This window comes from Streptomyces sp. NPDC093591 (assembly GCF_044764885.1).
GTDB lineage: Bacteria > Actinomycetota > Actinomycetes > Streptomycetales > Streptomycetaceae > Streptomyces.
Genome location: NZ_JBIWIY010000017.1, coordinates 236774 through 261365, shown reverse-complemented (window position 1 = coordinate 261365; position 24592 = coordinate 236774). Strand labels below are relative to the sequence as shown.

At 70.3% G+C, this 24592-nt stretch carries 29 protein-coding genes and 1 pseudogene; 12 read left to right on the top strand and 18 right to left on the bottom strand.

Annotated features, from left to right (window positions below; all coding sequences use genetic code 11):
* The first annotated feature begins 2 nt into the window (after positions 1-2).
* From ACIREI_RS32930 to ACIREI_RS32920, 3 genes are read left to right on the top strand one after another with little or no spacing between them, the layout of a single operon-like run.
* A complete protein-coding gene (locus tag ACIREI_RS32930; RefSeq protein ID WP_403340624.1) occupies positions 3-1010 on the top strand; it encodes a carbohydrate ABC transporter permease in 1008 nt (335 codons plus the stop codon).
* Positions 1011-1015: 5 nt separating this feature from the next.
* Positions 1016-1873: a carbohydrate ABC transporter permease gene (locus tag ACIREI_RS32925; RefSeq protein ID WP_403340703.1), complete on the top strand. Its 858-nt coding sequence runs from the start codon at positions 1016-1018 to the stop codon at positions 1871-1873.
* 55 nt (positions 1874-1928) lie between these two features.
* Positions 1929-2999, top strand: a complete 1071-nt coding sequence (locus ACIREI_RS32920) for an endo-1,4-beta-xylanase (protein ID WP_403340622.1) — start codon at positions 1929-1931, stop codon at positions 2997-2999.
* A gap of 145 nt (positions 3000-3144) precedes the next feature.
* On the opposite strand, the gene ACIREI_RS32915 is transcribed toward ACIREI_RS32920, so the two are convergent.
* Together ACIREI_RS32915 and ACIREI_RS32910 are read right to left on the bottom strand one after the other, a co-directional pair.
* Positions 3145-3351 carry a DUF5999 family protein gene (locus ACIREI_RS32915; RefSeq protein ID WP_403340620.1) on the bottom strand — a complete coding sequence of 69 codons (207 nt, stop codon included), beginning with the start codon at positions 3349-3351 and terminating at the stop codon, positions 3145-3147.
* 442 nt (positions 3352-3793) lie between these two features.
* Complete coding sequence (locus ACIREI_RS32910) at positions 3794-4387, bottom strand: hypothetical protein (RefSeq protein WP_403340618.1); 594 nt, start codon at positions 4385-4387, stop codon at positions 3794-3796.
* A gap of 558 nt (positions 4388-4945) precedes the next feature.
* On the opposite strand from ACIREI_RS32910, the gene ACIREI_RS32905 reads away from it, so the two are divergent.
* The gene (locus tag ACIREI_RS32905) at positions 4946-6463 is read left to right on the top strand and encodes a glutamate--cysteine ligase (RefSeq protein WP_403340616.1); all 1518 of its coding nucleotides are present in this window, start codon (positions 4946-4948) and stop codon (positions 6461-6463) included.
* A 136-nt stretch (positions 6464-6599) separates the two neighbouring features.
* Here ACIREI_RS32905 and ACIREI_RS32900 read toward each other — a convergent pair whose 3' ends face one another.
* Entirely contained in the window at positions 6600-6821 is a 222-nt protein-coding gene (locus ACIREI_RS32900; protein ID WP_403340613.1) for a hypothetical protein, read from the bottom strand.
* Between the two features lie 115 nt (positions 6822-6936).
* Here ACIREI_RS32900 and ACIREI_RS32895 point away from each other — a divergent pair, with 115 nt between their 5' ends.
* Positions 6937-7737, top strand: a complete 801-nt coding sequence (locus tag ACIREI_RS32895; RefSeq protein ID WP_403340610.1) for a CPBP family intramembrane glutamic endopeptidase — start codon at positions 6937-6939, stop codon at positions 7735-7737.
* 76 nt (positions 7738-7813) lie between these two features.
* On the opposite strand, the gene ACIREI_RS32890 is transcribed toward ACIREI_RS32895, so the two are convergent.
* A complete protein-coding gene (locus ACIREI_RS32890; RefSeq protein WP_403340608.1) occupies positions 7814-8623 on the bottom strand; it encodes a PhzF family phenazine biosynthesis protein in 810 nt (269 codons plus the stop codon).
* A gap of 109 nt (positions 8624-8732) precedes the next feature.
* Positions 8733-9383 (bottom strand): HAD family hydrolase, encoded by a 651-nt coding sequence (locus tag ACIREI_RS32885; RefSeq protein WP_403340605.1) that lies wholly within the window; start codon positions 9381-9383, stop codon positions 8733-8735.
* A gap of 185 nt (positions 9384-9568) precedes the next feature.
* Between ACIREI_RS32885 and ACIREI_RS32880 the strand changes: the two genes are divergently transcribed.
* On the top strand, positions 9569-10006 hold the full coding sequence (locus ACIREI_RS32880) for a GNAT family N-acetyltransferase (protein WP_403340602.1): 438 nt from the start codon (positions 9569-9571) through the stop codon (positions 10004-10006).
* Positions 10007-10222: 216 nt separating this feature from the next.
* Here ACIREI_RS32880 and ACIREI_RS32875 read toward each other — a convergent pair whose 3' ends face one another.
* From ACIREI_RS32875 to ACIREI_RS32845, 7 genes and pseudogenes are all read right to left on the bottom strand, one after another.
* Complete coding sequence (locus ACIREI_RS32875) at positions 10223-10378, bottom strand: hypothetical protein (RefSeq protein ID WP_403340599.1); 156 nt, start codon at positions 10376-10378, stop codon at positions 10223-10225.
* Positions 10379-10876: 498 nt separating this feature from the next.
* Positions 10877-11020, bottom strand: coding sequence for a hypothetical protein (locus tag ACIREI_RS32870; RefSeq protein WP_403340596.1), 144 nt, complete (start codon positions 11018-11020; stop codon positions 10877-10879).
* Between the two features lie 25 nt (positions 11021-11045).
* Positions 11046-11471: a hypothetical protein gene (locus ACIREI_RS32865; protein ID WP_403340593.1), complete on the bottom strand. Its 426-nt coding sequence runs from the start codon at positions 11469-11471 to the stop codon at positions 11046-11048.
* 30 nt (positions 11472-11501) lie between these two features.
* Complete coding sequence (locus ACIREI_RS32860; protein WP_403340591.1) at positions 11502-11720, bottom strand: hypothetical protein; 219 nt, start codon at positions 11718-11720, stop codon at positions 11502-11504.
* A 419-nt stretch (positions 11721-12139) separates the two neighbouring features.
* A complete protein-coding gene (locus ACIREI_RS32855) occupies positions 12140-12514 on the bottom strand; it encodes a Mu transposase C-terminal domain-containing protein (protein ID WP_403340588.1) in 375 nt (124 codons plus the stop codon).
* A gap of 99 nt (positions 12515-12613) precedes the next feature.
* A complete protein-coding gene (locus tag ACIREI_RS32850; RefSeq protein ID WP_403340585.1) occupies positions 12614-13771 on the bottom strand; it encodes a hypothetical protein in 1158 nt (385 codons plus the stop codon).
* Between the two features lie 14 nt (positions 13772-13785).
* A pseudogene (locus tag ACIREI_RS32845) lies at positions 13786-14537 on the bottom strand (TnsA-like heteromeric transposase endonuclease subunit).
* Positions 14538-14733: 196 nt separating this feature from the next.
* Here ACIREI_RS32845 and ACIREI_RS32840 point away from each other — a divergent pair.
* Positions 14734-15354, top strand: coding sequence for a PadR family transcriptional regulator (locus tag ACIREI_RS32840; RefSeq protein WP_403340582.1), 621 nt, complete (start codon positions 14734-14736; stop codon positions 15352-15354).
* Between the two features lie 112 nt (positions 15355-15466).
* Here the strand turns inward: ACIREI_RS32840 and ACIREI_RS32835 are convergent, their stop codons facing one another.
* Together ACIREI_RS32835 and ACIREI_RS32830 are read right to left on the bottom strand one after the other, a co-directional pair.
* On the bottom strand, positions 15467-15898 hold the full coding sequence (locus ACIREI_RS32835) for an SRPBCC family protein (protein WP_403340579.1): 432 nt from the start codon (positions 15896-15898) through the stop codon (positions 15467-15469).
* 101 nt (positions 15899-15999) lie between these two features.
* On the bottom strand, positions 16000-16167 hold the full coding sequence (locus ACIREI_RS32830) for a hypothetical protein (RefSeq protein WP_107083922.1): 168 nt from the start codon (positions 16165-16167) through the stop codon (positions 16000-16002).
* Positions 16168-16385: 218 nt separating this feature from the next.
* On the opposite strand from ACIREI_RS32830, the gene ACIREI_RS32825 reads away from it, so the two are divergent.
* The 3 genes from ACIREI_RS32825 to ACIREI_RS32815 all read left to right on the top strand — a co-directional run bounded on the left by ACIREI_RS32825 (position 16386) and on the right by ACIREI_RS32815 (position 19258).
* The gene (locus ACIREI_RS32825; RefSeq protein WP_403340576.1) at positions 16386-16946 is read left to right on the top strand and encodes a Clp protease N-terminal domain-containing protein; all 561 of its coding nucleotides are present in this window, start codon (positions 16386-16388) and stop codon (positions 16944-16946) included.
* A gap of 136 nt (positions 16947-17082) precedes the next feature.
* The gene (locus ACIREI_RS32820; protein WP_403340573.1) at positions 17083-18081 is read left to right on the top strand and encodes an EamA family transporter; all 999 of its coding nucleotides are present in this window, start codon (positions 17083-17085) and stop codon (positions 18079-18081) included.
* A 232-nt stretch (positions 18082-18313) separates the two neighbouring features.
* Complete coding sequence (locus tag ACIREI_RS32815) at positions 18314-19258, top strand: DMT family transporter (protein WP_403340570.1); 945 nt, start codon at positions 18314-18316, stop codon at positions 19256-19258.
* 36 nt (positions 19259-19294) lie between these two features.
* Here the strand turns inward: ACIREI_RS32815 and ACIREI_RS32810 are convergent, their stop codons facing one another.
* Positions 19295-19927: an FMN-binding negative transcriptional regulator gene (locus ACIREI_RS32810; RefSeq protein ID WP_403340568.1), complete on the bottom strand. Its 633-nt coding sequence runs from the start codon at positions 19925-19927 to the stop codon at positions 19295-19297.
* Positions 19927-20610 (bottom strand): pyridoxamine 5'-phosphate oxidase family protein, encoded by a 684-nt coding sequence (locus tag ACIREI_RS32805; protein ID WP_403340566.1) that lies wholly within the window; start codon positions 20608-20610, stop codon positions 19927-19929. Before ACIREI_RS32805 ends, ACIREI_RS32810 begins: the two co-directional genes overlap by 1 nt.
* 47 nt (positions 20611-20657) lie before the next feature.
* On the opposite strand from ACIREI_RS32805, the gene ACIREI_RS32800 reads away from it, so the two are divergent.
* On the top strand, positions 20658-21989 hold the full coding sequence (locus ACIREI_RS32800) for an aminotransferase class I/II-fold pyridoxal phosphate-dependent enzyme (RefSeq protein WP_403340563.1): 1332 nt from the start codon (positions 20658-20660) through the stop codon (positions 21987-21989).
* 123 nt (positions 21990-22112) lie between these two features.
* Here ACIREI_RS32800 and ACIREI_RS32795 read toward each other — a convergent pair whose 3' ends face one another.
* On the bottom strand, positions 22113-23048 hold the full coding sequence (locus ACIREI_RS32795) for a DMT family transporter (RefSeq protein ID WP_403340560.1): 936 nt from the start codon (positions 23046-23048) through the stop codon (positions 22113-22115).
* A 74-nt stretch (positions 23049-23122) separates the two neighbouring features.
* Here ACIREI_RS32795 and ACIREI_RS32790 point away from each other — a divergent pair, with 74 nt between their 5' ends.
* A complete protein-coding gene (locus ACIREI_RS32790; protein ID WP_403340557.1) occupies positions 23123-24025 on the top strand; it encodes a LysR family transcriptional regulator in 903 nt (300 codons plus the stop codon).
* Positions 24026-24031: 6 nt separating this feature from the next.
* Here ACIREI_RS32790 and ACIREI_RS32785 read toward each other — a convergent pair whose 3' ends face one another.
* A complete protein-coding gene (locus ACIREI_RS32785) occupies positions 24032-24502 on the bottom strand; it encodes a pyridoxamine 5'-phosphate oxidase family protein (protein WP_302002262.1) in 471 nt (156 codons plus the stop codon).
* Positions 24503-24592 lie beyond the last annotated feature (90 nt).

Below are 24592 nucleotides of genomic sequence, written 5' to 3'. Positions count from 1 at the left end.
CGATGACCTCCACGTTCCTGCCGGACAAGCGGACCGGCCCCGACGGTCCCGGTGCCGACGTTCCGCCCTCGTCCGCCGACGCGGCAAGAGGGCGGGGCCGGCGGCGCGCGCTGCACTGGCTCACCGCGGTCGCGTTCCAGGTACCCGCGCTGGTGCTCTTCCTCGTCCTGGTGCTGCTGCCGATCCTGTTCGCGCTGTACGCGGCCTTCTTCCGCTGGGGCGGCTTCGGCATGCCCTCCGACTACATCGGCACCGACAACTTCACCCGGCTCTTCGCGGACCCCGTCTTCCTCGGGGACCTGTGGCGCTGTCTGCTCCTGGTCGCACTGTCGGTGGCCGTCCAGCTGCCGTTCGCGCTCGCCATGGCCGTACTGCTCAACCAGAGGCTGCGCGGCCGGGCGGTGTACCGGATGCTGTTCTTCGCGCCGTACGTGCTGTCCGAGGCGATCACGGGCGTGCTGTTCAGCATGGTCTTCGCCCCCGACGACGGCCTCGCCGACCATCTCCTGGGCTATGTCGGCCTGGACGGGCTGGGCGGGGAGTGGTTCGCCGACCCGTCCACGGTGATGGCGACGCTCTTCCTGGTCATGACCTGGAAGTACTTCGGCTTCCACATGATGCTCTACCTGGCCGGACTCCAGGCCATCCCCCGGGAGTTGACCGAGGCCGCGCTGATCGACGGCGCCAACGCCTGGCAGCGCTTCCGCAGCGTCACCCTGCCGCTGCTCGCACCCACCCTGCGCATCAGCGTCTTCCTGTCCGTCATCGGGGCGATCCAGCTCTTCGACCTGGTGTGGGTGACCACCGCGGGCGGCCCCGACCACCACTCCGAGACCATGGCCGTGACCATGTTCCAGTACGGCTTCAAGCGCTACCAGGTCGGCTACGCCAGCGCGATCAGCGTGGTCATGTTCGGCATCAGCCTCGTCTTCGCCCTCGCCTACCAGCGGTTCGTGCTCCGCCGAGACCTCCAAGGGGCCACCACGACGATGAGGGGAGACGCCAAGTGACGGTCATGTCCGGCAGGAAGACGGGTAGGAAGGCCGGTCCGAAGAGCGGCGCGAAGAGCCTGCCCCTGCACGTGATCCTCGTCCTCGTCGGCGCCGTGATGGGCCTACCCCTCCTGTACGCCGTCCTGTCCGGCTTCAAGTCCACCGACCAGCTCTCCCGCAACCCCGTGGGGCTGCCCGGCCCATGGGTGTTCTCCAACTACCGCGGCATCCTCGGCTCGGGGGACTTCTGGCGGCTGCTCGGCAACAGCACCCTGATCGCGGTGGCGACGACCGTGCTCGTGGTCGCCGTGTCCGCGCTGGCCGCGTTCTCCTTCGCCCGGTTCGCCTTCCGCGGGCGGGAGTTTCTGTTCACGCTGTTCACGATGGGGCTGATGTTCCCGTTCGCGGTGGCGGCCCTGCCGCTGTTCCTGCTGCTGCGTTCCATGGGGCTGCTCGACAACCCGCTGGGCGTGATCCTTCCGCAGGCCGCCTTCGGGCTGCCGATGACGATCATCATCCTGCGCGGCTTCTTCCGGCAGATCCCCGGCGAGCTGGAGGAGGCGGCCACGCTGGACGGGTGCGGACCGCTCGGCTTCTTCTGGCGGGTCCTGCTGCCCATGGCGCGTCCGGCGCTCGGCACGGTCTCGGTCCTCGCCGTCGTCACCAGCTGGAACAACTTCTTCCTGCCCCTGCTGGTCTTCACCGATTCGACCTGGTGGACCCTGCCGCTCGGCGTCCAGCAGTTCCAGGGCCAGTACTCGGGGGACTACGCCCGCGTGTTCGCCTACCTCGTGCTGGCCATGGTCCCCGCCCTCGCCTTCTACTCGGTCGCCGAGCGCCAGCTCGTCGGCGGCCTCACCGCCGGCGCCACCAAGGGGTGACGCGCGCAGGCGGACGTACGGCTCAACACACCACCGAACCGTGAGGAGTCGCACCATGCGCACTACGACCACCCGCTCCCGCACCCGGCTCAGACTCGCCGGGACCCTCGCCGCCGTGCTGGTCGCGGCCGGCGTGGCCACCGGACCGGCGGCGCAGGCGGACGAACGGCACGGCAAGCAGCCCACCCTCGCCGAGCTGGCCCAGCGCCACGGCCGCTACTTCGGCAGCGCCACCGACAACCCCGAGCTCGTCGACGAGCCGTACAAGGCGATCCTCGGCAGCGAGTTCGACCAGATCACGCCGGGCAACGGCATGAAGTGGTACGCCACCGAGCCCCAGCAGGGCGTGTTCGATTTCTCCAAGGGGGACGAGATCGTCGACCTCGCCCGCGCCAACCGCCAGAAGGTACGGGGCCACACCCTCGTCTGGCACAGCCAGTTGCCCGGCTGGCTGACCGGCCGCGAGTGGACGGCGGCCGAGCTGAGGGCCGTACTGAAGAAGCACATCCAGACGGAGGTACGGCACTACCGGGGCAAGGTCTTCGCCTGGGACGTCGTCAACGAGGCGTTCAACGAGGACGGCACATACCGCGAGACGATCTTCTACAAGACGCTCGGCCCCGGCTACATCGCCGACGCCCTGCGCTGGGCCCGCCAGGCCGACCCGAAGGTGAAGCTCTACCTCAACGACTACAACATCGAGTCGATCGGCCCGAAGAGCGACGCCTACTACAACCTCGCCAAGGAGCTGAAGGCCGACGGTGTCCCGCTCGACGGCATCGGCCTGCAGGCCCATCTGGCGCTCCAGTACGGATATCCGACCACCCTGGAGGACAACCTCCGCCGCTTCGCCAGGCTCGGACTCGACACCTCGCTCACCGAGGTGGACATCCGGATGATCCTCCCCGCGACTGAGGAGAAGCTGGCCCAGCAGGCCGAGTGGTACGCGGACCTGACCGACGCCTGCCTCGCGGTGCGCCGGTGCGTGGGCATCACGGTCTGGGACTATACGGACAAATACTCCTGGATCCCGGCGTTCTTCGAGGGTGAGGGCGCGGCCCTGCCGTGGGACGAGCAACTGAACCCCAAGCCGGCCTACTTCGCGCTGCGGATGGCGCTGAAGTAGGTACCCGCTACGGTGTGTGACCGGCCCCGGACGCACGTCGGGGCCGGCTCGCAGTCAGGGTCTGCGACCGGCCCCTGGGGTACGCCGGGCGTCCGTCGCGCCGCCCGGTGGTGCGGGTCTGACCGGCGTGTTCCACCGGCAGGTGTTACGCGGCGGTCACCACCTTGCCGGCGCCCAGCGGACGGTGCGGGGCGATGATCTGGCCGTCCGGCAGAAGCTCACCGGTGTCCTCGAAGAGCAGAACACCGTTGCACAGCAGGCTCCATCCCTGCTCCGGGTGGTGCGCCACGAGACGGGCGGATTCCCGGTCGGTGGAGTCGGCTGAGGGGCACGGTGGCTGGTGCTGGCACATGGAGGGGATCTTTCGCTCTGTCGTGATGTGTGAAGTGACTGTGGTGTCGGTTTCGCGGCGTGAAGCCTCGTTCATGGCCGCCCCCCGTTGATGATTGGTCGGTCGGAACCCAGTGTTGCCCCACGGGCGTCAATCCGCAGGGATTTCGCAGCACCGCTTCTCACAGATTGATGACGCCTCACTCGCGCGGACGGTTCATCCCAACTCCCCCGTCACTTCGGGTGGTTCGACGTGGTCGGATGGGGCTAGTCCGCAGGAGGCGGGGGACTAGCGGGGCTCATTCGAGCGCATTCTCGCTCGTACGAGTTATTTGCGATTCGTGCGTGCGTGTTTTGTTGTCCGACACGAGCCTAATCCCACCGCCCCGATTCCACCGCAAACACCGCCGTACCCCGCTGCCGAATAGGGCAGCGGGGTACGGGGCCGTTCGCGCGGTGTGCTGTCAGGCGGGCGAGCCGAGCAGCGGAGGCAGCGGAGCCGGGGTCGCCCTGTGCGTCAGCACCGGGAGCAGCTCGGCGACCCGGTGCGGCACATGGGCCGCGATGCCGGGCGGGGCCGGGGCCAGCGGCACGAGGATGTCCGTGCCGTCGGGGTGCCCGGTGGTGCCGTCCGCGGCGCAGTCGCCGTGCAGCCAGAGGGTCAGCATGTAGAGGCCGGGGAACGACAGCAGGCGCGGCTGGTAGGCCTGCGTGATCGTCTCGGCCTGGCGCAGCGCCCGCTCGGTGGAGGCGATGTAGGGCCCCTCGAAGAAGTGCGAGAAGGCCCAGCCGTCGGGCGTCAGCCGGGTCTCGGCCGCGGCCACCGCCCGGTCGCCGCAGCGGATCAGGAAACGCCAGCCGGCCAGCCGGGTCGCGGACACGCCCGCCGGAGTGATCTCGTCCACGACATGGACGGGCAGCGGGAGTTCGGGTGTCGCGGGTCCCTGGGCGGCGCGCAGGGAGGGAGTTCGGGCCTCGAGGACCGCGGTGGGCGAGCCGAGCGCGGTGAGGACGGAGCGAAGGGCGGGCGCGGGAGCCGGGGGGACATGCAGCGGCATGGTGGGTCGCCTCTCTCATTCGACAGGCACGGTGGCGCGAGGGCGGGGCGGGGGCGGACGGCGCTGTCAGCTCACGAAGGTCAGAGAGGCGGGGGCCGGGGTCTGGGGTGAGAGGTGCGGGTGAGGCCTGTCGTACGTCACCTGGACGGCAGGTCCTGGACCGCGGGCGCCAACCCTCTGCCTTGATTGCGGAGTTTATACGACGAGTGTTCAGACGGTGTTTCATCTAACCGCTTTTGGTGCACCCGGCAAGGGTCCATTCGGTCGGCGGTATGCGGGAATCATCCCGATTCTCGGTCGCCCGCGCGGCGATGACCTCGAAAAATGCCCCGGGTGCGGTCGGCCAATTCTCGTCGGCGTTTTTCACGAGTTCGTGAGCCGACCGAAACTGCACAGTGGTCCATGCCTGGTGAATGTGCCGCCGGTCACGTCCGACAGCCTAGCGGGCGCCGACCTCGCGCGGGACGTTATCGATCGCTTCGGCTGGGCATCATCCCACCTGACCCGGGAGACCGGCGGCCCGGTCCTCGGTCCGCCCATCCGAGGAGGGAAGCTTCGATGGGGGAGAAGGTCGTGGCAGGTCGGTTCGATCTGTCCGATCGCCAGCGCTACCGCCGGAAGCTGCGGCAGTGCCTGACGGGCCTGGAGCGGCTGCTGGAGGCCAAGCGGTTCGACCGCCCCAAGAACCTCATGGGGCTGGAGATCGAGTTGAATCTCACCGGCGCCGACGGCATGCCGAAAATGTTGAATGCGCAGGTACTCGAGCGGATCGCGAGCCGTGACTTCCAAACAGAACTCGCCATGTTCAATCTGGAAGTCAACATAGCCCCACATCGATTGCAGGGGAGGGTATTCGACCGGCTCGCCGAGGAACTCCGTACGTCCCTGGCATATGCCGACCGAAAAGCGGGTGAGCTCGACGCGGGAATCGTGATGATCGGCATTCTGCCGACCCTCGACCGCGACGACCTCGTCTCCTCGAACCTCTCGGACGTCGATCGCTACGCCCTCCTCAACGACCAGATCGTGGCCGCCCGCGGCGAGGACTTCACGCTCGACATCGACGGCGTGGAGCATCTGACGTGCACGTCGAAGTCCATCGCGCCCGAGGCCGCCTGCACCTCCGTCCAACTGCACCTCCAGGTCACCCCGGGCCGCTTCGCCGACGTGTGGAACGCGGCCCAGGCGGTCGCCGCGGCGCAGGTCGCCGTGGGCGCCAACTCGCCCTTCCTCTTCGGGCGGGAGCTGTGGCGCGAGTCCCGCCCGCCGTTGTTCCAGCAGTCCACCGACACCCGCCCGCCCGAACTCCAGGCCCAGGGCGTGCGGCCGCGCACCTGGTTCGGGGAGCGGTGGATCTCCTCGGCGCACGACCTCTTCGAGGAGAACCTGCGCTACTTCCCGGCCCTGCTGCCGATCTGCGACGACGAGGACCCGCTCGAGGTCCTCGACGCCGGCGGCGTACCCAAGCTCGCCGAGCTCGTCCTGCACAACGGCACCGTCTACCGCTGGAACCGCCCGGTCTACGGCATCGCCGACGGCGTCCCGCACCTGCGCGTGGAGAACCGCGTGCTGCCCGCCGGGCCCACCGTCACGGACGTCATCGCCAACGCGGCCTTCTACTACGGCGTCGTCCGCGCCCTCGCCGAGGAGCCGCGGCCGGTGTGGACCCGGCTGCCCTTCGAGGCGGCGGCCGCCAACTTCGACGCGGCCTGCGAACATGGCATCGACGCCCGGCTGCGCTGGCCCCGGCGGGGGCGCTACGGCGGGACGGCCGAGGTCGACGCGGTGAGCCTCGTACGCGACGAACTGCTGCCCCTGGCCGAGGTCGGCCTGGACGCCTGGGGAGTCGAGCCGGCCGACCGGGATCTCTACCTGGGCGTCATCGAGGAGCGGTGCCGCAGGCGCATGAACGGGGCGTCCTGGCAGTCGGCCACCTTCCACCGGGCCCTGGAGTCCGGGCTGACCCGGGAGGCGGCACTGGCGGCGACGACCCGCCGGTACCGGGACCTGATGCACCGCGGGGACCCGGTGCACACCTGGCCGGTGGGGTTGCTGGAGCCGGTGCCGCTGGGGTGACGGCGCGGACGAACGCCGGGCGACCGGCCTGGGCGGGTCCCGTCAGCCCTGCGGGCCCGGGCGCTCCCGCTCCCGTCCGGGTTCAGCCTCCCTGATCGCCTTATGGGTCACGATCATGAGGAGGGGGACCGGGCGCTCAGGGCTGGGCCGCCAGGGTGAGCCGCACCGGGACGTCCTGGCAGGAGGAGCCGAAGGGCAGCAGCCCGCGCTCGACCGCGGTGACCGTACCGGCTGCGACGGCCGGGACGAGGACCGTCGCGACGACCACCGTACGGCGGCGGGCGCGTCGCCGAGGGGCGCGTCGGCGGGGGGCGCGTCGGCGGGGGGCGCTGCCGCCCGTCCCATACTGATCGGGCAAGCTGTGACGTCCCATGACGGTGGTGCCCCTACCTGTCGCCCCTGCTGAACCTCGTGCCGGAGTCCGGCCGTACGGCAGGCAAACGGCGGGCGGGATTACTCAACTGGAGGCAGGTGTGCAGGGCGAGGCAGGCCCCGTGGCCGGTTCTTTTCCGCATGAGCGGCCCTCGCGGCGGACTTTCCGCGATGAGACGCTGCTCGTTCTGGGGCTTTCGCTCGGTGCGAGTGGTGTGTCCGCCCTGATCAGCTTTGTCGGATCGGTCACCAAACCGGGGGGCCTCAAGGACCAGGCCGCCACCCTCAACGCCTCGGCCGCGCCGGGCCGTCCCTGGTTGGATCTCGCCTGGCAGCTCTTCGGGATCACCACCGCGCTGGTCCCGGTCGCCCTCGTCGCGCACTTCCTGCTGCGCGAGGGAGCGAGCCTGCGCACTCTCGGCTTCGACCGGGCCCGTCCGTGGCCGGACCTCGGCCGTGGCGCGGCGATCGCGGCGGTGATCGGCAGCGCCGGAATCGCCTTCTACCTGGCCGCCCGTGGGCTCGGCTTCAACCTCACCGTGGTGCCCGAGGCGCTGCCCGACGTGTGGTGGAAGTACCCGGTGCTGATCCTGTCCGCGCTACAGAACGCGATCCTCGAAGAGGTCATCGTCGTCGGCTATCTGCTGCGCAGGCTGGGCCAGTTGGGCTGGACGCCCGGCACCGCGCTGGTGGCCAGTTCCGTACTGCGCGGCTCGTACCACCTCTACCAGGGCATCGGCGGCTTCATCGGCAACATGGCGATGGGCGTGGTGTTCGTGTACCTGTACCGGCGCTGGGGCCGGGTGGGTCCCCTGGTGGTGGCGCATTCGCTGCTCGACATAGGGGCGTTCGTGGGGTACGCGCTGCTGGCCGGGAAGGTGGGCTGGCTGCCGACGGCGTGAGCCCAGTCCCCGGAGGGTGCGCAAGGGGGCGTACGACGACCTCGTACGCCCCCTTTGTCGCGCCTGGTCGGCCCGCCTAGGCGATCAACTCCCCCTCGATGACGGTCACCGCGCTCCCGCTCAGCAGCGTGCGGTCGCCGCGCAGCTCCGTGCGGACGCTGCCGGAACGCGGGGAGGCCTGCAGGCCGGTGAGTTCGGCCCGGCCGAGGCGCTCGGACCAGAAGGGGGCGAGGGCCGTGTGGGCGCTGCCGGTGACCGGGTCCTCGTCGATGCCGACGTTCGGGAAGAAGCAGCGGGAGACGAAGTCGTGGCCCCGGGTGGGGTCATCGGCGCGGGCGGTGGCGATGATGCCGCGCTCGGAGTAGGCGCCGAGGGCCTTGTGGTCGGGGGTCAGGGCGCGGACCGTCTTCTCGTCGGCGAGTTCGATGAGCAGGTCGCCCACGTTCGGGCCGGTGTCGAAGGCGGCGAGCGGCTCGGCGCCGAGGGCCTGGGCGACTCCGTCCGGGACCTCGACCGGCGTGAGCGGGGCGGTCGGGAAGTCGAGCGTGAGGGAGCCGTCCTCGCGGGGCGTGGCGACGAGGACGCCACTGCGGGTGGCGAACCGCACGGGCCCCTCGTGGACGCCGGTGCTGTGCAGCACATGGGCCGTGGCCAGCGTGGCGTGCCCGCACATGGCCACCTCGGCGACCGGGGTGAACCACCGCAGCGCCCAGTCGGCCTCCCCGCCCTCGTCCAGCCGGTGCGCGAACGCCGTCTCGGCGTGATTGACCTCCATGGCCACCTTCTGGAGCCAGTCGTCCTCCGGGAAGGCGTCGAGCAGCAGGACCCCGGCCGGGTTGCCGGCGAAGGGGCGGTCGGTGAAGGCATCGACGATTCGAATCCGCATGCCGCCGACGCTAGGGGGTGTGGGCAGGGGGCGGCCAAGGCCAATTCGGGGGTGCTGGACCGATTTCGGTGCCCGGCGGCAGGGAGGACGGGCCGCGATCGGCGGCAGCCTAGGGCCGCGTACCGAGGGCGTGGTCGATCGCGGAGGCCACGTCGTGAGCCGTGTGGGTGGGCTCGTAGGAGCTCTGTGTCCAGGACCGTCCGTCCGTGACCCACACGCTGCGCAGCCCGAGCGCGTCGGCGCCGGCGATGTCGGCGTGCGGTGAATCGCCGATGACCCATGCACCGGAGAGGGAGGCGCCGACGACCGCTGCGGCCGCCCGGAAGATCTCCGGGTCGGGCTTCTTGCGGCCGACGGCTTCGGAGACGACCCAGCCGTGGACGAGTCGGTCGAGCCCGGTGTTGCGGATCTTCGCTTCCTGCTGGACGGTGCGGCCGTTGGTGACGATTACGCAGGTCCAGCCGTCCATCCGGGCGTTCACCAGTGCCCGGCCGGAGGAGTGCGCCAGCCGGACGCGGTCGGCGGCGCCGGTGTCGAGCAGGGTGCGGACGGCGGTGCCCGGCACGGCGTCCCCGTACCGGTCGGTCATGGCTGCGGCCAACTCGTCGCGGGCGGTATAGCCGCCGGCGTCCGCGGCCATCAGCCACGTGAGGTCCGAGGCCGGCAGACCGTGCTCGGCAAGGAATTCGGCGGCGGCGCGGCGGAAGGCGGCGTCGCGGTCGACCAGCGTGTTGTCGAGGTCGAGCAGCAGCAACGGCATGGCCGGCAGTAGATCACGGACTCCGCTCCCTCGGCTGTCCTGTCTCAACGAAGTTAGTCGTCTGCGCGTCGCTGACCTGCGTGGACTGGATCGGGTGAGACACAACGACTTGGTTCGTTGAGACAGACGGCAGGTCGCCGGGCCGGAGCAGGCTCGGCCTCTTGGGCGACAGATAGGCTCCCCGCATGGACATCCGTGTAGACATCATCAGGGAAGCGAGTCAGGAACTCGTCGACGCCTTCGGCCGGTTGTTGCCGCAGTTGTCCTCGACGGCAAAGCCCCTTGACCATGATGCGGTCGAGCGGATGGTGACGTGCGATGCCAACACGGTGCTCGTCGCCCGGACGTCCGAGACGATCGTCGGAACCCTGACTCTGGTGATGCTGCCCTTGCCGTCTGGTTTGCGGGCCCGCATCGAAGACGTGGTCGTTGACAGTGCGGCGCGAGGCCAGGGAGTTGCTGGTCTTCTCACTCAGGAGGCCTTGCGGATTGCTCGCGAGGCGGGTGCCCGGACGGTGGATCTCACCTCCCGGCCGGATCGTGCGGCAGCGAACCGGCTCTATGAGCGTCTCGGCTTCCGAACCAGGCAGTCAACCGTCTATCGCTTCCCGCTTGACGGGTAGAGGTCCCCAGGCCCTATTCGGAGGCTCTGGCTGCTTTCGAAGCTCAGCGAGATTGCTCCTCAGCAGCGGTAGTAGGGGTAGAACGGGCTCCACCGTGTTTCCGCGTCGGCTTCATCGGGCTGGCGCGGTGGCGGGATGGTTTCGCGGGGGAAGAACGCGTCGTAGATCGTCCGGCTTGGGTGGAAGGTGACGAACTTGTGGGTGGAGAAATGCTGCTCAACCCATTGGATCAGGGGGGTCCTTGCGGTCCTTGGGGACGTAGCCGAGAAGGATGTTGCGGACTGTGATCTGCTCGACGAGCCAGGTGACGTGGCCGGTGGCGACCGCGCGGTGTTCCCACTCCCGGCTTGCGAGGAGTCCGGCGAGTGTCACGACTTGAGGGTGGAAGACCATCGCACTGCGCCTTGGCCCACCGGGCCTTGTAGGAGGCTTGCCTGCAAGGTTCGGAGCACCAGTGAAAGGGGCGGTTGCGTTCGACGACAGTCCTGCATTGGGTGCAGGGCGCGGCGTGGACCGCGTGCCGACGGGCGCCCTGGAGCGAGAGCGGGACGCGTTTCCGGCGAGCGATCACGCGGCACTGGTCGGAACACCACCGTGCGGGCCGACCCTTGACCATTCGGGAGCGCAGGGGCTGGGAACAGACGCCGCATCGCGTGTCGATCAGCGCTCGTTGCAGGTCAGCAAGGGGCCGTCCCATGACCTTGGCCAGGTTCTCCACGAGGGGAGGGCCGGCGGAGCCCGTCGCGCAGAGGCGGGAACGCAGCTCGGCAGGCGGGAGATGGTTCGCCTGCGCAAGTCGGACGGATGTAGGAAGCGACGTGTCGCCGTCAGCTGGGCGAACGTAGACCGGCAGGCGAGGAAGCGGGATGGTCATCGCTGCCTGGCCGGCTTCCGGGCGGGCAGAACGGACTCTGCCGCGTAATCCAGTGGAATGACGTCGAGTCCGTCCTTGGTGACGCACTCGGTGCCGTTGAGGATCGCGTCGATCGCGGCGCCCCGGATGGCGTGGGACAACGCGCCGATCATCCCGTCGGTGCGGTTATGCAGGTAGCGAGCGGTCCAGTTTGACCAGACTGCGCGGCGGGTGGTCGTGGAGCATAAGGGTCTCCTCCATGGTCGCGATCAGACCTTTCCACTCGTCGCCGTAGGGGAACGGTCCAGTGGGGACGAGAGTGAAGCGGCCCGCGATCTGAGCGCCCCGCGTACCGACCAGCAGTTCACTGCTCTCCAAGTCGATCCCCGCATAGACGAAAGTGGCGGGGATACGCTCCGAGAAGTACTTCAAGGTGTCGGGGACCTCGGCGCCGGCCTGAGTCCTCTGCGAGATGTTGTGGATCTCGTCAACGAGGACAATGCCGGTGCGGGTATCGGTACAGACCCCCACCACGGCCTCGATGACGTCGGTCATGTTCGACCGGGGACGGACCGGCAGCCCCAGGAACCGGGCGAACTCCGCCGCGACCATGCGCGCGGTCGCAGCAGGCGGAACGGTGATTTAGAGAACTGGAATGCGATCGCTGACCTTCGGGTGACGGGCCCGGTCGAGAAGTTCGTGGGCGCGGCCGAGCTGAGCGATGGCGCTGGTCTTGCCCGTGCCCGGAAGGCCCGAGACCATCAGCCCGCGGCGGGCGCTGATCGCATGTCGGTTCAGCAGAACCAAGCGTCGGCCGCAGATCCGAGTCTTCTCGACAAACGACGTGGAGACCGTGAGCATCCGAGCGTGATGGTCGAGGCGGTCCTCGTCGTAAAGGTCCCCGCTCGGTCGGTGACAACTGCCGTAGTTCACCTGAGGGCAGCCGGACCGGAGGCGGGGGGTGGACCGTCGATGAACCTCCGCCAGTCGGCCAGAGTGGTCAGCTGCCGGTTCGCCTCGGCGTCGGCCTCCTGCACTGTCGTGGGTCCGGCCGCTGCGTGGGAGGAAGTCACGTGCGTCTCCAGGGGTTGGCGAGCGGGTCGAACAGACCCAGCGGGATGACATCGGCGAGCTCGGTGTCCGATTCGTCGTTGCGTTCGGACTCGGTGACCGGCGGAGTGGGGACAGGACGGTCGGTTGAGGTGGCCCGAGTATGAGCGGCGACGCGGCGGTCGCGCCGCGAACGCTTGGCCGGACGATCCTGTTCCGCAGCGGGACCGTCATGGGCCCGTCGCATCAGAGCTGCCGCTGCATCCGCGATCTGTTCCTCGGTGTCGCCGGGGACCTGTGCGCGGGGCGTGATCCCAGGCCAGCTCACCGAAGGGGACGCCGACGCGGTGCAGATGCTTCCAGAGCACCGTGATCCACCGATCGGCGCGGGAGTCGCGTACCCAGATCCGTGAGACGTCGTAGGGGTCGTAGTGGTCCTCCCACAGACCTTTCTTCGCCGTCACCCCCGAGCGCTGGCGGCGCAACGGGTTCAACTCCGGGCTGTCGTAGGTGCGGTGCTTGATGCGGATGCCGTAGGCGTTGATTGCCTGCCAGCGCTCGGGCAGCAACTCGACGTAGTCCTCCCCGCCGAGCGGCACTGGCACGTATCCGCAGGATTCAAGCAGCGTGGCGTACTTCTCGTTCGGTGAGAACGCCCGCGCTGGTGCGTCCGGATCGCGCAGCGAGTCGTGGGGTCTGGTCTGTCAGACGGCGATGACCCACTCGTCGAGGAGGTTCTGCAGTTCGGGCAGAGACCACAGCGGTCCTTGTTCGAGGCTTCGGCCGCGACGGTCCGTCGTCGAGCCGGTGTATCCCGCGACGAACTGGGCGAACAGCGTGGCTACTGAGCCCAGGGTCTTCTCGATCGTGCCCTTGTCGGTAGGCGTTGCCTTGTGCGCCGGCTGCAGATTGATGCCCAGGTAACGGCAGGACGCCCGAAAGGCGTGCGAAATGAACACGCTGCCGTGGTCGCAGACGATGGTCTCCGGCACGATCACCGGGCGGGCGGCCGCCTGCTCCAGCCGCTCATCGATGCTCAGCAGCCGCCGGTGGGGCAACGCTGACCGGGACATTCGCAGGGCTTCCGCCCATCCCGGGCGCATCATCTCGGGGGCAACACTGCGGGCCAGCAACGCGGAGGCGTCCGCGGCCTTCGTGGAGGGCCTCAGCACCGCAGCGGTGATCGACCTCGTGGCGATATCGACCATGGCCGTCAGTTCGACCTTCTCGGCGATGCCATCGTCCAGCCGCACCAGCACGTCCATCGGCGTGGAGTCGATCTGCATGAGCTCGCCGGGAGCACTGGCCGGCACTTCGCCGAACGGCCCGGTCGGCCGCGCCGCGATCGAGCGGCGGGCGCGGGCTGACCCCGTGGCGTGGGTGCCGGTGGCGAGTTTGTCGAACAACCGGTAGAGCGTGGCCCGCGACGGCAGCTCAACGTCAGCGGTCTCCTCCCGGTCGGACAGGATCTGTTTCGTCCGCCAGATGATGAAGCCGATGGTCCTCGACGATGCGTCGGAGGTTTCGGCGATCGCCTGTCGCATGGCCTCCACCACGGCCGGGGCGACCTGGCGGAAGGCCTGCATCTTCTTGGCCGACCGGCCATCCGCCAGCCCGACCAGCCCATCCCTCTGGTAGCGCTGGCGCCGCTGCTTGATGCCGCTGGCTGACACGTGGTGCTCGGCCGCCTTGGCCCGCTCTCGCTGGGCCAGCGAGTGTTGTTCCGGATCGAACTCCGGCCGCGGCTCGGCCCGTTCTGGAACATCTGGCGGTAAGCAGACCTCCAGGATGTGTCTCTCCCACCAGCGGGCCTGTTCAGCGGCGGCCTCGGGAAACTCCGCGATGCGGGACGTCTGCGGCACTCGCCTCTTCCCGGTCACCGGCCAACTCCGTTGGCCAAGTGGACGATCGTGCGCGGACCCAGCAACTCGACCGTCATCGCCTCGGAGGTCAGATCCTGGATCCAGAGGAGGTGGAACAGCACCGGCAGCGTCAACAGTCGATCCCCGGCGGCGTCTGCCCCCACCATGAGAGGTCCCGGGGCTGCGAAGATCTTCCGGAGCCGGGCAGCCGCCGGGTGGTGCAGACACTGTAGGTGCCGGTAGCGCGACAGCCACCGGACATTCGCCAGCAGCACCGCATCCGGCGCCCCCAACCGCTCGAACCTCCACCCGGCTGCCCGCAGAGCAGACGCGTCACCTCGAACGCCTCGGCGTCCTTCGGCTCGATCCGATCGTCCGCTCGAACATCGACGACCACCGCCGAGCCGTCCGCGCGGCGCACGAAGTAGTCCGGGGCGTGCCGACGCTCCCGTTCGCCGTCATGCCAGTGGAGCCAGAACGGCTGCGAGCCGATCCCGACCACGCTCGGATCGAAGTCCATCAGCAGCAGTCGGTCCCGCTCCAGCCACGACTCGAAGCCGACGTGCCGCCCGGTCGTCGCCGCCCAGTACCAGCCCGGGAAGTGACGCTCACCGCGCGACCAGCGAAACGTACGTACAGGAGCGACATCCTCGAACCGGCCCGTCACACAGTCCCGCAGTGGGCGCCGACGACGCCCGTGCACCGCGTCCACGTACGACAACTCGGCGCACGGTTCCGCGTGATCCACCCCGGTCGGCACAGCCATCCAGCAGCCCCAGCACGCTCAACCGCGCGACTAGGTTCGCTGAGACGGAAGCCTGAACGACTCGGTTCGTTGAGAAAACGACTGGATTGAGTGAGACAGGACATCGGCTCCCTTGCTCGGCTCCCTTGTCATGCGAGCTATTCCGATATATCGTTGAAGCATCGCGACAGATCAACGATGGAATGGAGTGATTGCGATGCGTTCCCACGGATTCGAGCGTGGACACGGTGGGCACGGCCACCACGGCCGAGGTGGCTTCGAGGGGCTTCGCGGCGCCTTCGGGCCCTTCGGGCCGGGCGGCGGCCCCGGTTTCGGTGGGCCTGGATTCGGGCCCGGGCCCTGGGGGCCGAGGGGTGGTCGAGGCGGGCCGCGAGGGAGGGCGCGGCGCGGTGATGTGCGCGCCTCGATCCTCGCCCTGCTGAAGGACCGCCCCATGCACGGCTACGAGATGATCCAGGAGATCGCCGAGCGCAGCGGCGGGGCGTGGAAGCCCAGCCCCGGCTCGGTGTACCCCACCCTCCAGCTCCTGGAGGACGAGGGCCTGATCGCCAGTGAGACCGAGGGCGGCAAGAAGCTGTTCTCGCTCACCGAGGCGGGCCGCGAGGTGGCCGAGGCGGGGCCCGAGGCGCCCTGGGAGGAAGCCTCCCGCGGTGTCGACTGGGAGGCCCTCGGGGAGATCCGTCAGGCCGGCTTCGGTCTGATGGAGGCCTTCGGTCAGGTCTGGAAGACGGGCAACAAGGAGCAGCGCGAGAAGGCGCTCGCCGTCATCAACGAGTCCCGCAAGAAGCTGTACCTGATCCTCGCCGACGAGGACTGAGGCGAGGAGTGGCAAGAGCCGGCGGCCTCCCCGCCGTGGCCGAGGCCGTCCATGAGTGAAGGTGCCCCGTGGAGTGATCCGCGGGGCGTCTTCGTGTGCGCCGTACGGGCGTTCAGGCCACCAGCCCCGCCAGCTTGCGCAGCGACTCGTTCAGTGCCGCCGTCGCCGAGTCCTTCAGCTTGCCCGCCATCAACGACACCGCCGCACCCGTGAACTCCCCGTCGATGCGTACGGCCGTGGCGGCGTCCCCGTCCGGGGTCAGGGTGTAGCGCGTGGCCACGGTCACCGCCATCGGACCCTTGCCGCGGATGGCGAGCACCCGCGCCGGTTCCAGTTCCTCGATGGTCCAATCGACCTCGGCCGGGAACCCCATGAGCTTCATGTTCTCCTGGAAGGTCCCGCCCACTTCGAGCGCCGTGGGGCCGCCGCCCGGGAAGCTGGTGTGGGTGGCGTTCCACTGTCCGTACGCCGACCAGTCCGTCAGCTGCGCCCAGATCTTCTCGGCCGGTGCCTCGATATGTGCCTCCGCGCTGACTTCGGCCATGCGACCACCCCTTCGTCTCGGGCTACGGTGTCGCGGAACGTAGCCGCGGGGCGCGGAACATTCAATACTGATGAACCGTCAGAAAATGTGGAGACGCCGGCTCACCCCACCAGCCGGATCACCGCCGCGTCGAACAGATCCCACGCGCGCGGGAACGCGCTCTCGTCATGGCAGTGCCACGCCTCCCAGAACAGGTCGGCGAGCAGGGCGTCCTCCGGCGCGTACACCCGGTAGACGTACTGCCTGCCGTCGACGGCGGGCAACGCCACCAGCCAGCACCTGCGCTCCATGTCCCTGTGGGACGTGCGACGGAGCGCCATGGTTGCGTACGGGGGGCGCGGCAAGGCGGCGCGCGCCCCTCGGGGTCGTTCGGCCTGATCTCATCCGTAAGGAGGAGATCCCGGCCACCGGAGTCCACTCTGTGTGGGACGCGAAAATGCTTCCTCTCGGGGATGACTTGGCTCGAAGTGGTTGATGGGGTGGGGATGTGCAACCCCGTATTCCCCGGCAGTCGGCCCAGGAGCCGGACTGTCGGCGCCCGGACGCCGCGGCGGACGATGCCAGGCTCAGCGACGAGCTGGCAGCGGTGATCTCCGGTGCCCGCCGCCGGGCGGTCAGGGACGGGGACCGGCAGATCGACACGGCTCATCTGCTGCACTCGCTCCTGGAACGCGACCCGGACGTCTACGCCGTCTTCGGCGACGGACCTCAGATCGCCCGCCTGCTCGGCTACCTCGTCCAGCGCAGCATCGGCTACGGCCTGCGCTGGCAGGGCACCGTCGAGGACTCCGGCGCCGTCCCCGTCGTACTGGACGGCGAGGGCTTCTCCCCGCTGGCGGCGAGCGCCATGGAGCACGCCTGCCGGCGCGCCGCCCGGCGTGGCGATGCACAGGCCCGCGGCATCGACCTGCTCGCGGCGATCGTGGCGGACCCGCAGGCCCGCGCGGTGGAGGTGCTCGCCCGCGCCGGCATCGACGCGAACGCGGTGCGCGCCCGCATCGACGAACGCCGGGACGAGTACGCGGCCGGCGGCGAAACGGCCCACTAGGTCCACGTCCCCGCCGCGCGCTGAGCCTGGCCGCCCGGCGTACCTTCTCCGCCCCCGCCACCGCAGTCCACTCGGCGAGACAGGTGCCATCGGGGATGACGCTCATGTCATCGCCTGTCATCATGTGCCGGTGCGTATGTCTGAGAGCAGTCAGGTCGGCCGCGGCAAGGGCGTCGGGCTCGGTCTGGCGGTCGGGTCCGCGGTCGCCTTCGGCGGGTCGGGAGTCGCCGCCAAGCCGCTGATCGAAGCGGGTCTCGACCCGCTCCATGTGGTGTGGCTGCGCGTGGCCGGCGCCGCCCTGGTGATGCTGCCGCTCGCCGTACGCCACCGCGGACTGCTGCGCAGTCGCCCCGCGCTGCTCGCCGGGTTCGGCCTGCTCGGCGTGGCCGGTGTGCAGGCGTTCTACTTCGCCTCGATCTCCCGGATACCGGTCGGGGTCGCCCTGCTCGTCGAGTACTTCGCCCCCGCCCTCGTGCTCGGCTGGGTGCGGTTCGTGCAGCGGCGGCCGGTGACGCGTGCCGCCGCGCTCGGCGTGGTCCTCGCGGTCGGCGGCCTGGCCTGTGTCGTCGAGGTCTGGTCGGGCCTGAGCTTCGACGCCCTCGGCCTGCTCCTCGCACTCGGCGCGGCATGCTGCCAGGTCGGCTACTTCGTCCTGTCCGACCAGGGCAGCGACTCCGGCGAGGCGGCGCCCGACCCGCTCGGCGTCATCGCCTACGGCCTGCTCGTCGGCGCCGCCGTCCTGACCGTCGTCGCCCGCCCGTGGAGCATGGACTGGGCGGTCCTCGCGGGCACCGCCGACATGAACGGCACCCCGGTCGCGGCCACCGTGCTGCTGGCCTGGATCGTGCTGCTCGCCACGGTCGTCGCCTACGTCACCGGCGTGCTCTCCGTACGCCGGCTCTCACCGCAGGTGGCCGGAGTCGTGGCCTGCCTCGAAGCGGTCATCGCCACCGTCCTCGCCTGGTTCCTGCTCGGCGAGCACCTCTCGGCGCCGCAGATCATCGGCGGCGCGGTCGTCCTCGTCGGGGCGTTCATCGCGCAGTCGTCCGCGCCCGCGAAGGGCTCCGCCGGGCCCGTGGCGGGCGGTGACGGCGGCACGGAAACCGAGTTGTCGGCCCGGGAAACGGCCGCCTAGGCTCCGGGCCATGCATCACGGCACCCTCATCATCTCTCCGCCGGCCGCCTGACGCGGGCCCTCCGGACACCACGCCCGGGACGGCACGGGGACCGAACCCCCACGCCGGGCGTGACGGTGCTGCCCGCAGACGAAGTCCGAGGACCTGACGCGCCCCGCGCGAGGTCCGTTCCCGAACTTCCGCGCGGCCGCCGCTCTCCGGGGCGCCGCCGCGCGTCTGCGGAGAGAAGTCGTGTCGAATGCTTCCGGCCTGCCCGTTGGGCGAGGCCTTCTCTATCTGATCGTCGCCGGCGCCGTCTGGGGGACGGCCGGCGCCGCGGCCTCGCTGGTCTACCGGTGCAGTGACATGGGGCCCGTCGCCCTGTCCTTCTGGCGCTGTGCGGCAGGGTTCGTCCTGCTGCTCGGCGTCCATCTCCTGCGCCCCCGCTTCCGGCCCACCGCATCCGAATCGCTCGGGCGCAGGGTGCTGCGCAGCGCGGCGACCGGCCTGGGGCTCGCCGTGTTCCAGGGCGCCTACTTCGCCGCCGTCTCGGCCACCGGGCTCGCCGTGGCCACGGTCGTCACCCTCGGCACCGGTCCCGTCCTGATCGCGCTCGGCGCGCGGCTGACCATGGGGGAGCGACCCGGACTCGGGGGCGTCGTCGCCGTGGCCGGCGCCCTTCTCGGACTGGGGGAGGTCGTGCTGGGGAATTCGGGCGCGACGGTACGGCCGTTGGGCGTGCTGTTCGCTCTCATGTCCGCCGCCGGACAGTGCGCGGTGACGCTGCTCACGCGGCGTTGGGGTCGCAGCGGCCGGGCCGACGCCTCGGCCACGGCCGTGGGGACGTTCGGTGCGGCCGCCTTGTGCCTGCTGCCGCTCGCCCTGGGTGAGGGACCGCTGCCGCACCTCGCCGACCCCACCCGGGTGCTGCTGTTGCTGGCCTATCTCGCGGCGATCCCCACGGCCCTCGCCTACGCCCTCTACTTCGCGGGCGCGGCCGTCGTCCGGTCCGCCACCGTCTCCGTGATCATGCTGCTGGAGCCGGTGAGCGCGGCGGTGCTCGCCGTCGTCCTGCTCGGTGAGCACCTCACGGCGGCCACGATTGTCGGCACCCTGCTCATGCTGGGGTCGGTCGTGTGGCTGGCGGTCGCGGAGGCACGGGGCGCAGGCCGGCGGGAGGAACCGGTGCTCGTCTGAGCCTGTGGGGCCCTGGCTCTTCGCAGGGCCCCATGCTCAGGCTCCTCGCCGTCGCAGCAGGTGCTCGCGGGCCGCCGTATCCCCCGGACCACCGCGCCTGGCCAGCCCGGCCGCGATCCGGTCCTGCACCTGCGCGGACCGCGTACCGGCGTACTTGAACTTCGCCCGTACGCCGGTCACTTCGAGCCGCAGCCCTCGAATCCCCGACAGCATCCGCCCGTACGGCACCTCACCCACCGCCACCCGCGCGGAACCGCCCTCCGGCTGAAAATGGCCGACCTGACGGTTGAGGAGCGCGGCCTTCTCCGCCGGGTCGTCCACCGGACGGGCCCGGCAACGGAGTTGGACCGCCGCGTAGAAGCTCGTGGGCACGCCGTGTTCGGACGGGCCGTCCGGGTCGGCCTGCCAAGGGCCCGGCACGTACGCGTAGTCGTCGACCACGCTCAGGACCACCTCGGGGGCGGCCAGCAGCGCGGGCCACATCGGGTTGGGGCGGGCCAGGTGCGTCACGGCCTCACCGCGCTCGGCGTCGTACGCGAAGTGCAGCGGCTGGACGTGCGGCGGCTCGCCGTCCAGCCCGTTCACGACGAGCTGCCCGAAATCGTGGACGCCCAGCCACGCCTGCCACTCCGCGTCGTCGCGGGGCGCGTCCCAGGGATGGATCAGCATCACAGGGCTCCGAGGTAGTCGGGGACCTCGGTGCCCGGGGCCAGGCCGGGGTCCCCGACGGGCGTGTCATAGCCCTTGCGCAGGGGAACGACGCCGGCCCAGTGGGGCAGGGCGAGGTCCTCGGGCTCGTCGTTCACGCCGCCGGTGCGGAGCTTGGCGGAGACCTCGTTCAGGTCGAGGCGGATCACGGCGGTGGCGGCCAGCTCCTTCTTGTTGGCAGGGCGGGAGTCGGCCGACCGGCCCGGCACCACGTGGTCGACCAGGGCGTCGAGGGCGACTCGCTTCTCCTCGGGATCCGTCACGTCGTACGCGAGGCCGTGCACCACCACGGACCGGTAGTTGATCGAGTGGTGGAAGGCGGAGCGGGCCAGGATCAGCGCGTCGACATGCGTGACCGTCAGACACACCGGCAGCCCCGGGTCGGTCCGGCCGGTCATCCGCAGCGGGCGCGAACCCGTCGAGCCGTGGACGTAGAGCGTCTCGCCGACCCGGCCGAACAGTGTGGGCAGCACGACCGGCGCGCCGTCGCGCACGAAGCCGAGATGGCAGACGTAGGCCTCGTCGAGTATCGCGTGCACCAGTTCCTTGTCGTACGACGCCCGGTCCGGGGAGCGCGTGGGCACGGTGCGGTCGGTCGGCGAGTAGGCGGCGGGCGGCGACGTCGGCTGCTGGGTCCCCTGCATGACGCTCTCCCTTGCGTTCTAGATTGCACTAGTGCATAATCTGCTTTGTGCTAGGAGGATATCGGATCGAAGGGCGACGTGCAGCCGAGATCGCGGCGAGCGTCGAGCGCGCGGTCGGGGCCGGGGAGCTGGAGCCGGGTCAACTGCTGCCGCCCATGCGGGAGTTGGCGGCCGAGCTGGGGGTGAATCCCAATACCGTCGCGGCCGCGTACCGCATCCTGCGGGAGCGCGGGGTGATCGAGACGGCGGGGCGTCGGGGCAGCCGGGTGCGGTCCAAACCGGCCACGACCGGGCGCGAGTACATCCGGGTGGACGTACCGGAGGGTGTACGGGACGTGGCGACCGGCAACCCGGACCCGGTGCTGCTGCCGCCGTTGGCCGAGGCGTTCGCGGCGGCCGCCGAACAGAACGACCGCGCGCCCGTCATGTACGGCGACGAGGCCGTGGAACCGGAGCTGGCACGCATCGCGCGGGCCGCGCTCGACACCGACGGCGTCCCGGACGGGCCGATCGCCGTCACCTCCGGCTCGCTCGACATGATCGAACGGGTCCTCGCGGCCCACCTCAAGCCCGGCGACGCCGTCGCCGTCGAGGATCCCGGATGGGGCAGTCTGCTCGACCTCGTCCCGGCCATCGGGCTGCGGACGGTTCCTGTCGGATTGGACGACGAGGGGCCGCTCCCGGACGACGTGCGCCGGGCCCTGGAAGCGGGGGCGCGCGCTCTGATCGTCACCGACCGGGCGCAGAACCCGACCGGTGCGGTCGTGAGCGCCGCACGCGCGCGTGCCCTCCGATCCGTGCTGAAGGACCACCCGGACGTCCTGCTCATCGAGGACGACCACGGCCACGGCATCGTCGACCTGCCCCTGCACGCCCTGGCCGGCGTCACCCGCTCCTGGGCGTTCGTCCGCTCGGCCGCCAAGGCGTACGGCCCGGACCTGCGGCTCGCCGTGTTCACCGGCGACGCCGTCACCGTCGACCGGGTGCGCGGCCGCCAGCGCCTCGGCCCCGGCTGGATCAGCCGCATCGGCCAGCGGGTCCTGGCGCGGCTGTGGGCCGACGGCGCTGTCGATCCGAGGGTGGTGGCGCAGGCGTACGCCGGTCGCCGGGACGCGCTGATCGCCGCGCTCGCGGAGCGGGGGATCACGGCACACGGACGCAGCGGCCTCAACGTGTGGATTCCGGTGCCCGACGAGACGGGCGCGGTGGCCCGGCTGCTGCACGCCGGCTGGGCGGTCGCGCCGGGCGCGCGGTTCCGTATGAACGCGCCGCCCGGGATCCGGATCACCATCGCGACGCTCGCTGCGGATGAGGTCGGTCCGCTGGCCGAGGCAGTGGCGACGGCGGTGGGCCCAGCACCGGCAAGGGGCTACGTCTAGACAGGAGCAGGTGCGGTCAACCGTCTTCGGGGGCGCGGGGCTGTGTCGATGTGCGGCTCCGCCGCGTGGGCGCGACCAGCCACGCTCGGCCTGCAGGCGCCGACACCCCCCGCACCCCACCCCCTAGACGCCCCGCTTCACCTGAGTAAGCGCCGCCCCCACAAGAACGATCACCGCACCGACCGGCGTGGTCCAGCGAAGCGACTCCCCGAGGACAGCGACCCCCGCGGCCGTCGCGATGACCGGAATGAAGTACGTGACCATCTGAGCCGTGGTCGGCCCGACCTCCGCGACCAGTCCGTACTGAAGCAGAACCGCGAGCCCCGTACCCAGCGCACCCAGCGCCACGATCGAGAGCAGAGGCAGCACCGGAAAGCTGCTCGGCACGGACGTGAACACCGGCGTCACAACGGCCAGTTGGACGGTGCCCAGCAACAACTGCGCTCCCGTCAGCGACAGATGCGACGCGCTGGACCCGGCGAGCGTGCGGCGGACGTAGATCCAGCCGATCGGGTAGCTCAACGAGGCGAGCAACGCCATCGCCGTCCCCCTGGCATCCAGCCCGGCGAAGCCCTGCCACGCCCCGAGCACCGTCAGCACACCGAGGAAGCCGATGCCGAGACCGGCGACCCTGACCCGCGTCGGCCGGTCCTCCGAGAGGGCGACCAGGGACAGGGCCATGCCCCACAGCGGCGAGGTCGCGTTGCAGATGCCCGCGAGCGTGGACGGGATCGTCAGCTCGGAGTACGCGAACAACGAGAACGGCAGCGCGTTGAGCAGGAACGCGGCGACCGTCAGATGCCCCCACGTGCGCGCCCCGCGCGGCAGCCGCTCCCGCTTCACCGCCATCGCCGCGGCCAGTACGGCCGTACCGAACACCAGCCGCCCGAGCGTGACTTGGAAGGGGGCGTAGCCGTCGGTGCCCACCTTGATGAGCAGGAAGCTGAAGCCCCAGATCAGGGAGAGGGCGGCGAAGCGCAGACGCCAGTCGAGGCGGGCGCGGGGGAGTGGGCGGGCGGTGGCTTCGGCCGGGTTGCGGGACGCGGTGGCGGTGGTCATGGCAGCAACGATGCTGCAGCCGATCTCGTAGCACAATCGAGATTTCGCACGTGATATCTCGTAGCATTGCTTACATGTTGAATCTGGAGCGCCTGCGCACCCTCGACGCCCTCGCCCGGCACGGCTCGGTCAGCGGCGCGGCCGAGGGGCTGCACATCACGACGTCGGCCGTGTCGCAGCAGATGTCGAAACTGGAGCGGGAGGTCGGCCAGCAGCTCCTCGCCAAGAACGGCCGGGGTGTACGGCTCACCGACGCGGGCCGGCTGCTGGCCGAGCACGCGGCGCGCATCCTGTCGCAGGTGGAGCTGGCCCAGTCCGACCTGGAGGCGCAGCGCGGGAAGGTCGTCGGCGAGCTGCGGCTGGCGGCGTTCCCGACGGGCGCCCGAGGGCTGTTCCCGGCCGCGCTCTCCGCCCTGCGCACGGCGCATCCCGCGCTGCGCGTGCGCAGTTGCGAGCTGGAGCCGGAGAGCGGCATCGCCGGGGTGATCCGCGGCGACCTCGACCTGGCCGTCGTGCTCGACTGGTACAACAAGCCGATGGCGCTGCCCGAGGGCCTGGTGAAGGCGCACATCCTGGACGATCCGGCCGACGTGGCGATGCCCGCGGGGCACCGGTTCGCCGACCGGGACGAGGTCGACCTCGCCGAGTTCGCCGAGGACGAGTGGATCACTTGGGGCGAGGGCGAGTTCTGCCACGAGTGGCTGATGTTCACCCTGCGCTCCAAGGGCATCGAGCCGCTGCTCGGCCACCGCGCCCCCGAGACCCACACCCAGCTGGCGCTGGTCGCGGCCGGACTCGGTGTGTGCATCGCACCGCTGCTGGGACGGCACCCGATGCCCGAGGGGGTCGTGACCGTGCCGCTGAAGCAGCGGGTGCGGCGCCATGTGTACGTCGTCTGGCGGGCCGACGCCGACCGCCGACCGTCGATCCGGGCGGCGGTACGGGCGCTGCAGGAGGCGGGGGCGAACGTCTCCTGACGCCGGCTACAGCGCTCCCAGCTTCCGGAAGTCCCAGGACACGATCTTCTCGGGCGTCAGCCGCACCCACGCGTGCCGGCCGTCGTGCGGCATCTCGTCGAGGCCGAAGTTCTTGCGCGCGAACAGCGTCTCGGGCACGTCGAGTTCGGCGCGCAGCTCGCCGACGCGAGGACTCTCGCCCACGAACTCGACGGTCCCGGACAGCTCGACGCCGCGCAGCTGCTCGTACTCCTCGCCCGTGTCGATCACGACGGCGACCCGCGGATCGCGGCGCATCTCGGCCCACCGCTTGCTGCGGACGACCGAGTACAGCCACAGCGAGGTGCCGTCCCAGGCGAACCACAGGGCGCTGACATGCGGGAAGCCGTCGGCGGACACCGTGGCGACCCGGCAGGTGCGCTGGCTGGTGAGGAACTCGTCCAGCTCACCGGGCGTCATCATGATCTTCCGGCCCCGGCGCTGCTCAGTGACGGTCATACGGCCCCCTCTTCTCTCACGTCGTGTCAGAGGAGAGATCCTCTGACATCACGTCAGAAAAGGATGGGTCGTCTTCCGTCCGCACGCAAT

Excerpts from the sequence above, each read along its gene's own strand:
- ACIREI_RS32930 (WP_403340624.1), top strand. The coding sequence starts at position 3 with ATGACCTCCACGTTCCTGCCGGACAAGCGGACCGGCCCCGACGGTCCC.
- ACIREI_RS32925 (WP_403340703.1), top strand. The coding sequence starts at position 1,016 with ATGTCCGGCAGGAAGACGGGTAGGAAGGCCGGTCCGAAGAGCGGCGCG.
- ACIREI_RS32920 (WP_403340622.1), top strand. The coding sequence starts at position 1,929 with ATGCGCACTACGACCACCCGCTCCCGCACCCGGCTCAGACTCGCCGGG.
- ACIREI_RS32915 (WP_403340620.1), bottom strand. The coding sequence starts at position 3,351 with ATGTGCCAGCACCAGCCACCGTGCCCCTCAGCCGACTCCACCGACCGG.
- ACIREI_RS32910 (WP_403340618.1), bottom strand. The coding sequence starts at position 4,387 with ATGCCGCTGCATGTCCCCCCGGCTCCCGCGCCCGCCCTTCGCTCCGTC.
- ACIREI_RS32905 (WP_403340616.1), top strand. The coding sequence starts at position 4,946 with ATGGGGGAGAAGGTCGTGGCAGGTCGGTTCGATCTGTCCGATCGCCAG.
- ACIREI_RS32890 (WP_403340608.1), bottom strand. The coding sequence starts at position 8,623 with ATGCGGATTCGAATCGTCGATGCCTTCACCGACCGCCCCTTCGCCGGC.
- ACIREI_RS32885 (WP_403340605.1), bottom strand. The coding sequence starts at position 9,383 with ATGCCGTTGCTGCTGCTCGACCTCGACAACACGCTGGTCGACCGCGAC.
- ACIREI_RS32880 (WP_403340602.1), top strand. The coding sequence starts at position 9,569 with ATGGACATCCGTGTAGACATCATCAGGGAAGCGAGTCAGGAACTCGTC.
- ACIREI_RS32865 (WP_403340593.1), bottom strand. The coding sequence starts at position 11,471 with ATGGTCGCGGCGGAGTTCGCCCGGTTCCTGGGGCTGCCGGTCCGTCCC.
- ACIREI_RS32860 (WP_403340591.1), bottom strand. The coding sequence starts at position 11,720 with ATGCTCACGGTCTCCACGTCGTTTGTCGAGAAGACTCGGATCTGCGGC.
- ACIREI_RS32840 (WP_403340582.1), top strand. The coding sequence starts at position 14,734 with ATGCGTTCCCACGGATTCGAGCGTGGACACGGTGGGCACGGCCACCAC.
- ACIREI_RS32835 (WP_403340579.1), bottom strand. The coding sequence starts at position 15,898 with ATGGCCGAAGTCAGCGCGGAGGCACATATCGAGGCACCGGCCGAGAAG.
- ACIREI_RS32820 (WP_403340573.1), top strand. The coding sequence starts at position 17,083 with ATGTCTGAGAGCAGTCAGGTCGGCCGCGGCAAGGGCGTCGGGCTCGGT.
- ACIREI_RS32810 (WP_403340568.1), bottom strand. The coding sequence starts at position 19,927 with ATGCTGATCCATCCCTGGGACGCGCCCCGCGACGACGCGGAGTGGCAG.
- ACIREI_RS32805 (WP_403340566.1), bottom strand. The coding sequence starts at position 20,610 with ATGCAGGGGACCCAGCAGCCGACGTCGCCGCCCGCCGCCTACTCGCCG.
- ACIREI_RS32795 (WP_403340560.1), bottom strand. The coding sequence starts at position 23,048 with ATGACCACCGCCACCGCGTCCCGCAACCCGGCCGAAGCCACCGCCCGC.
- ACIREI_RS32790 (WP_403340557.1), top strand. The coding sequence starts at position 23,123 with ATGTTGAATCTGGAGCGCCTGCGCACCCTCGACGCCCTCGCCCGGCAC.
- ACIREI_RS32785 (WP_302002262.1), bottom strand. The coding sequence starts at position 24,502 with ATGACCGTCACTGAGCAGCGCCGGGGCCGGAAGATCATGATGACGCCC.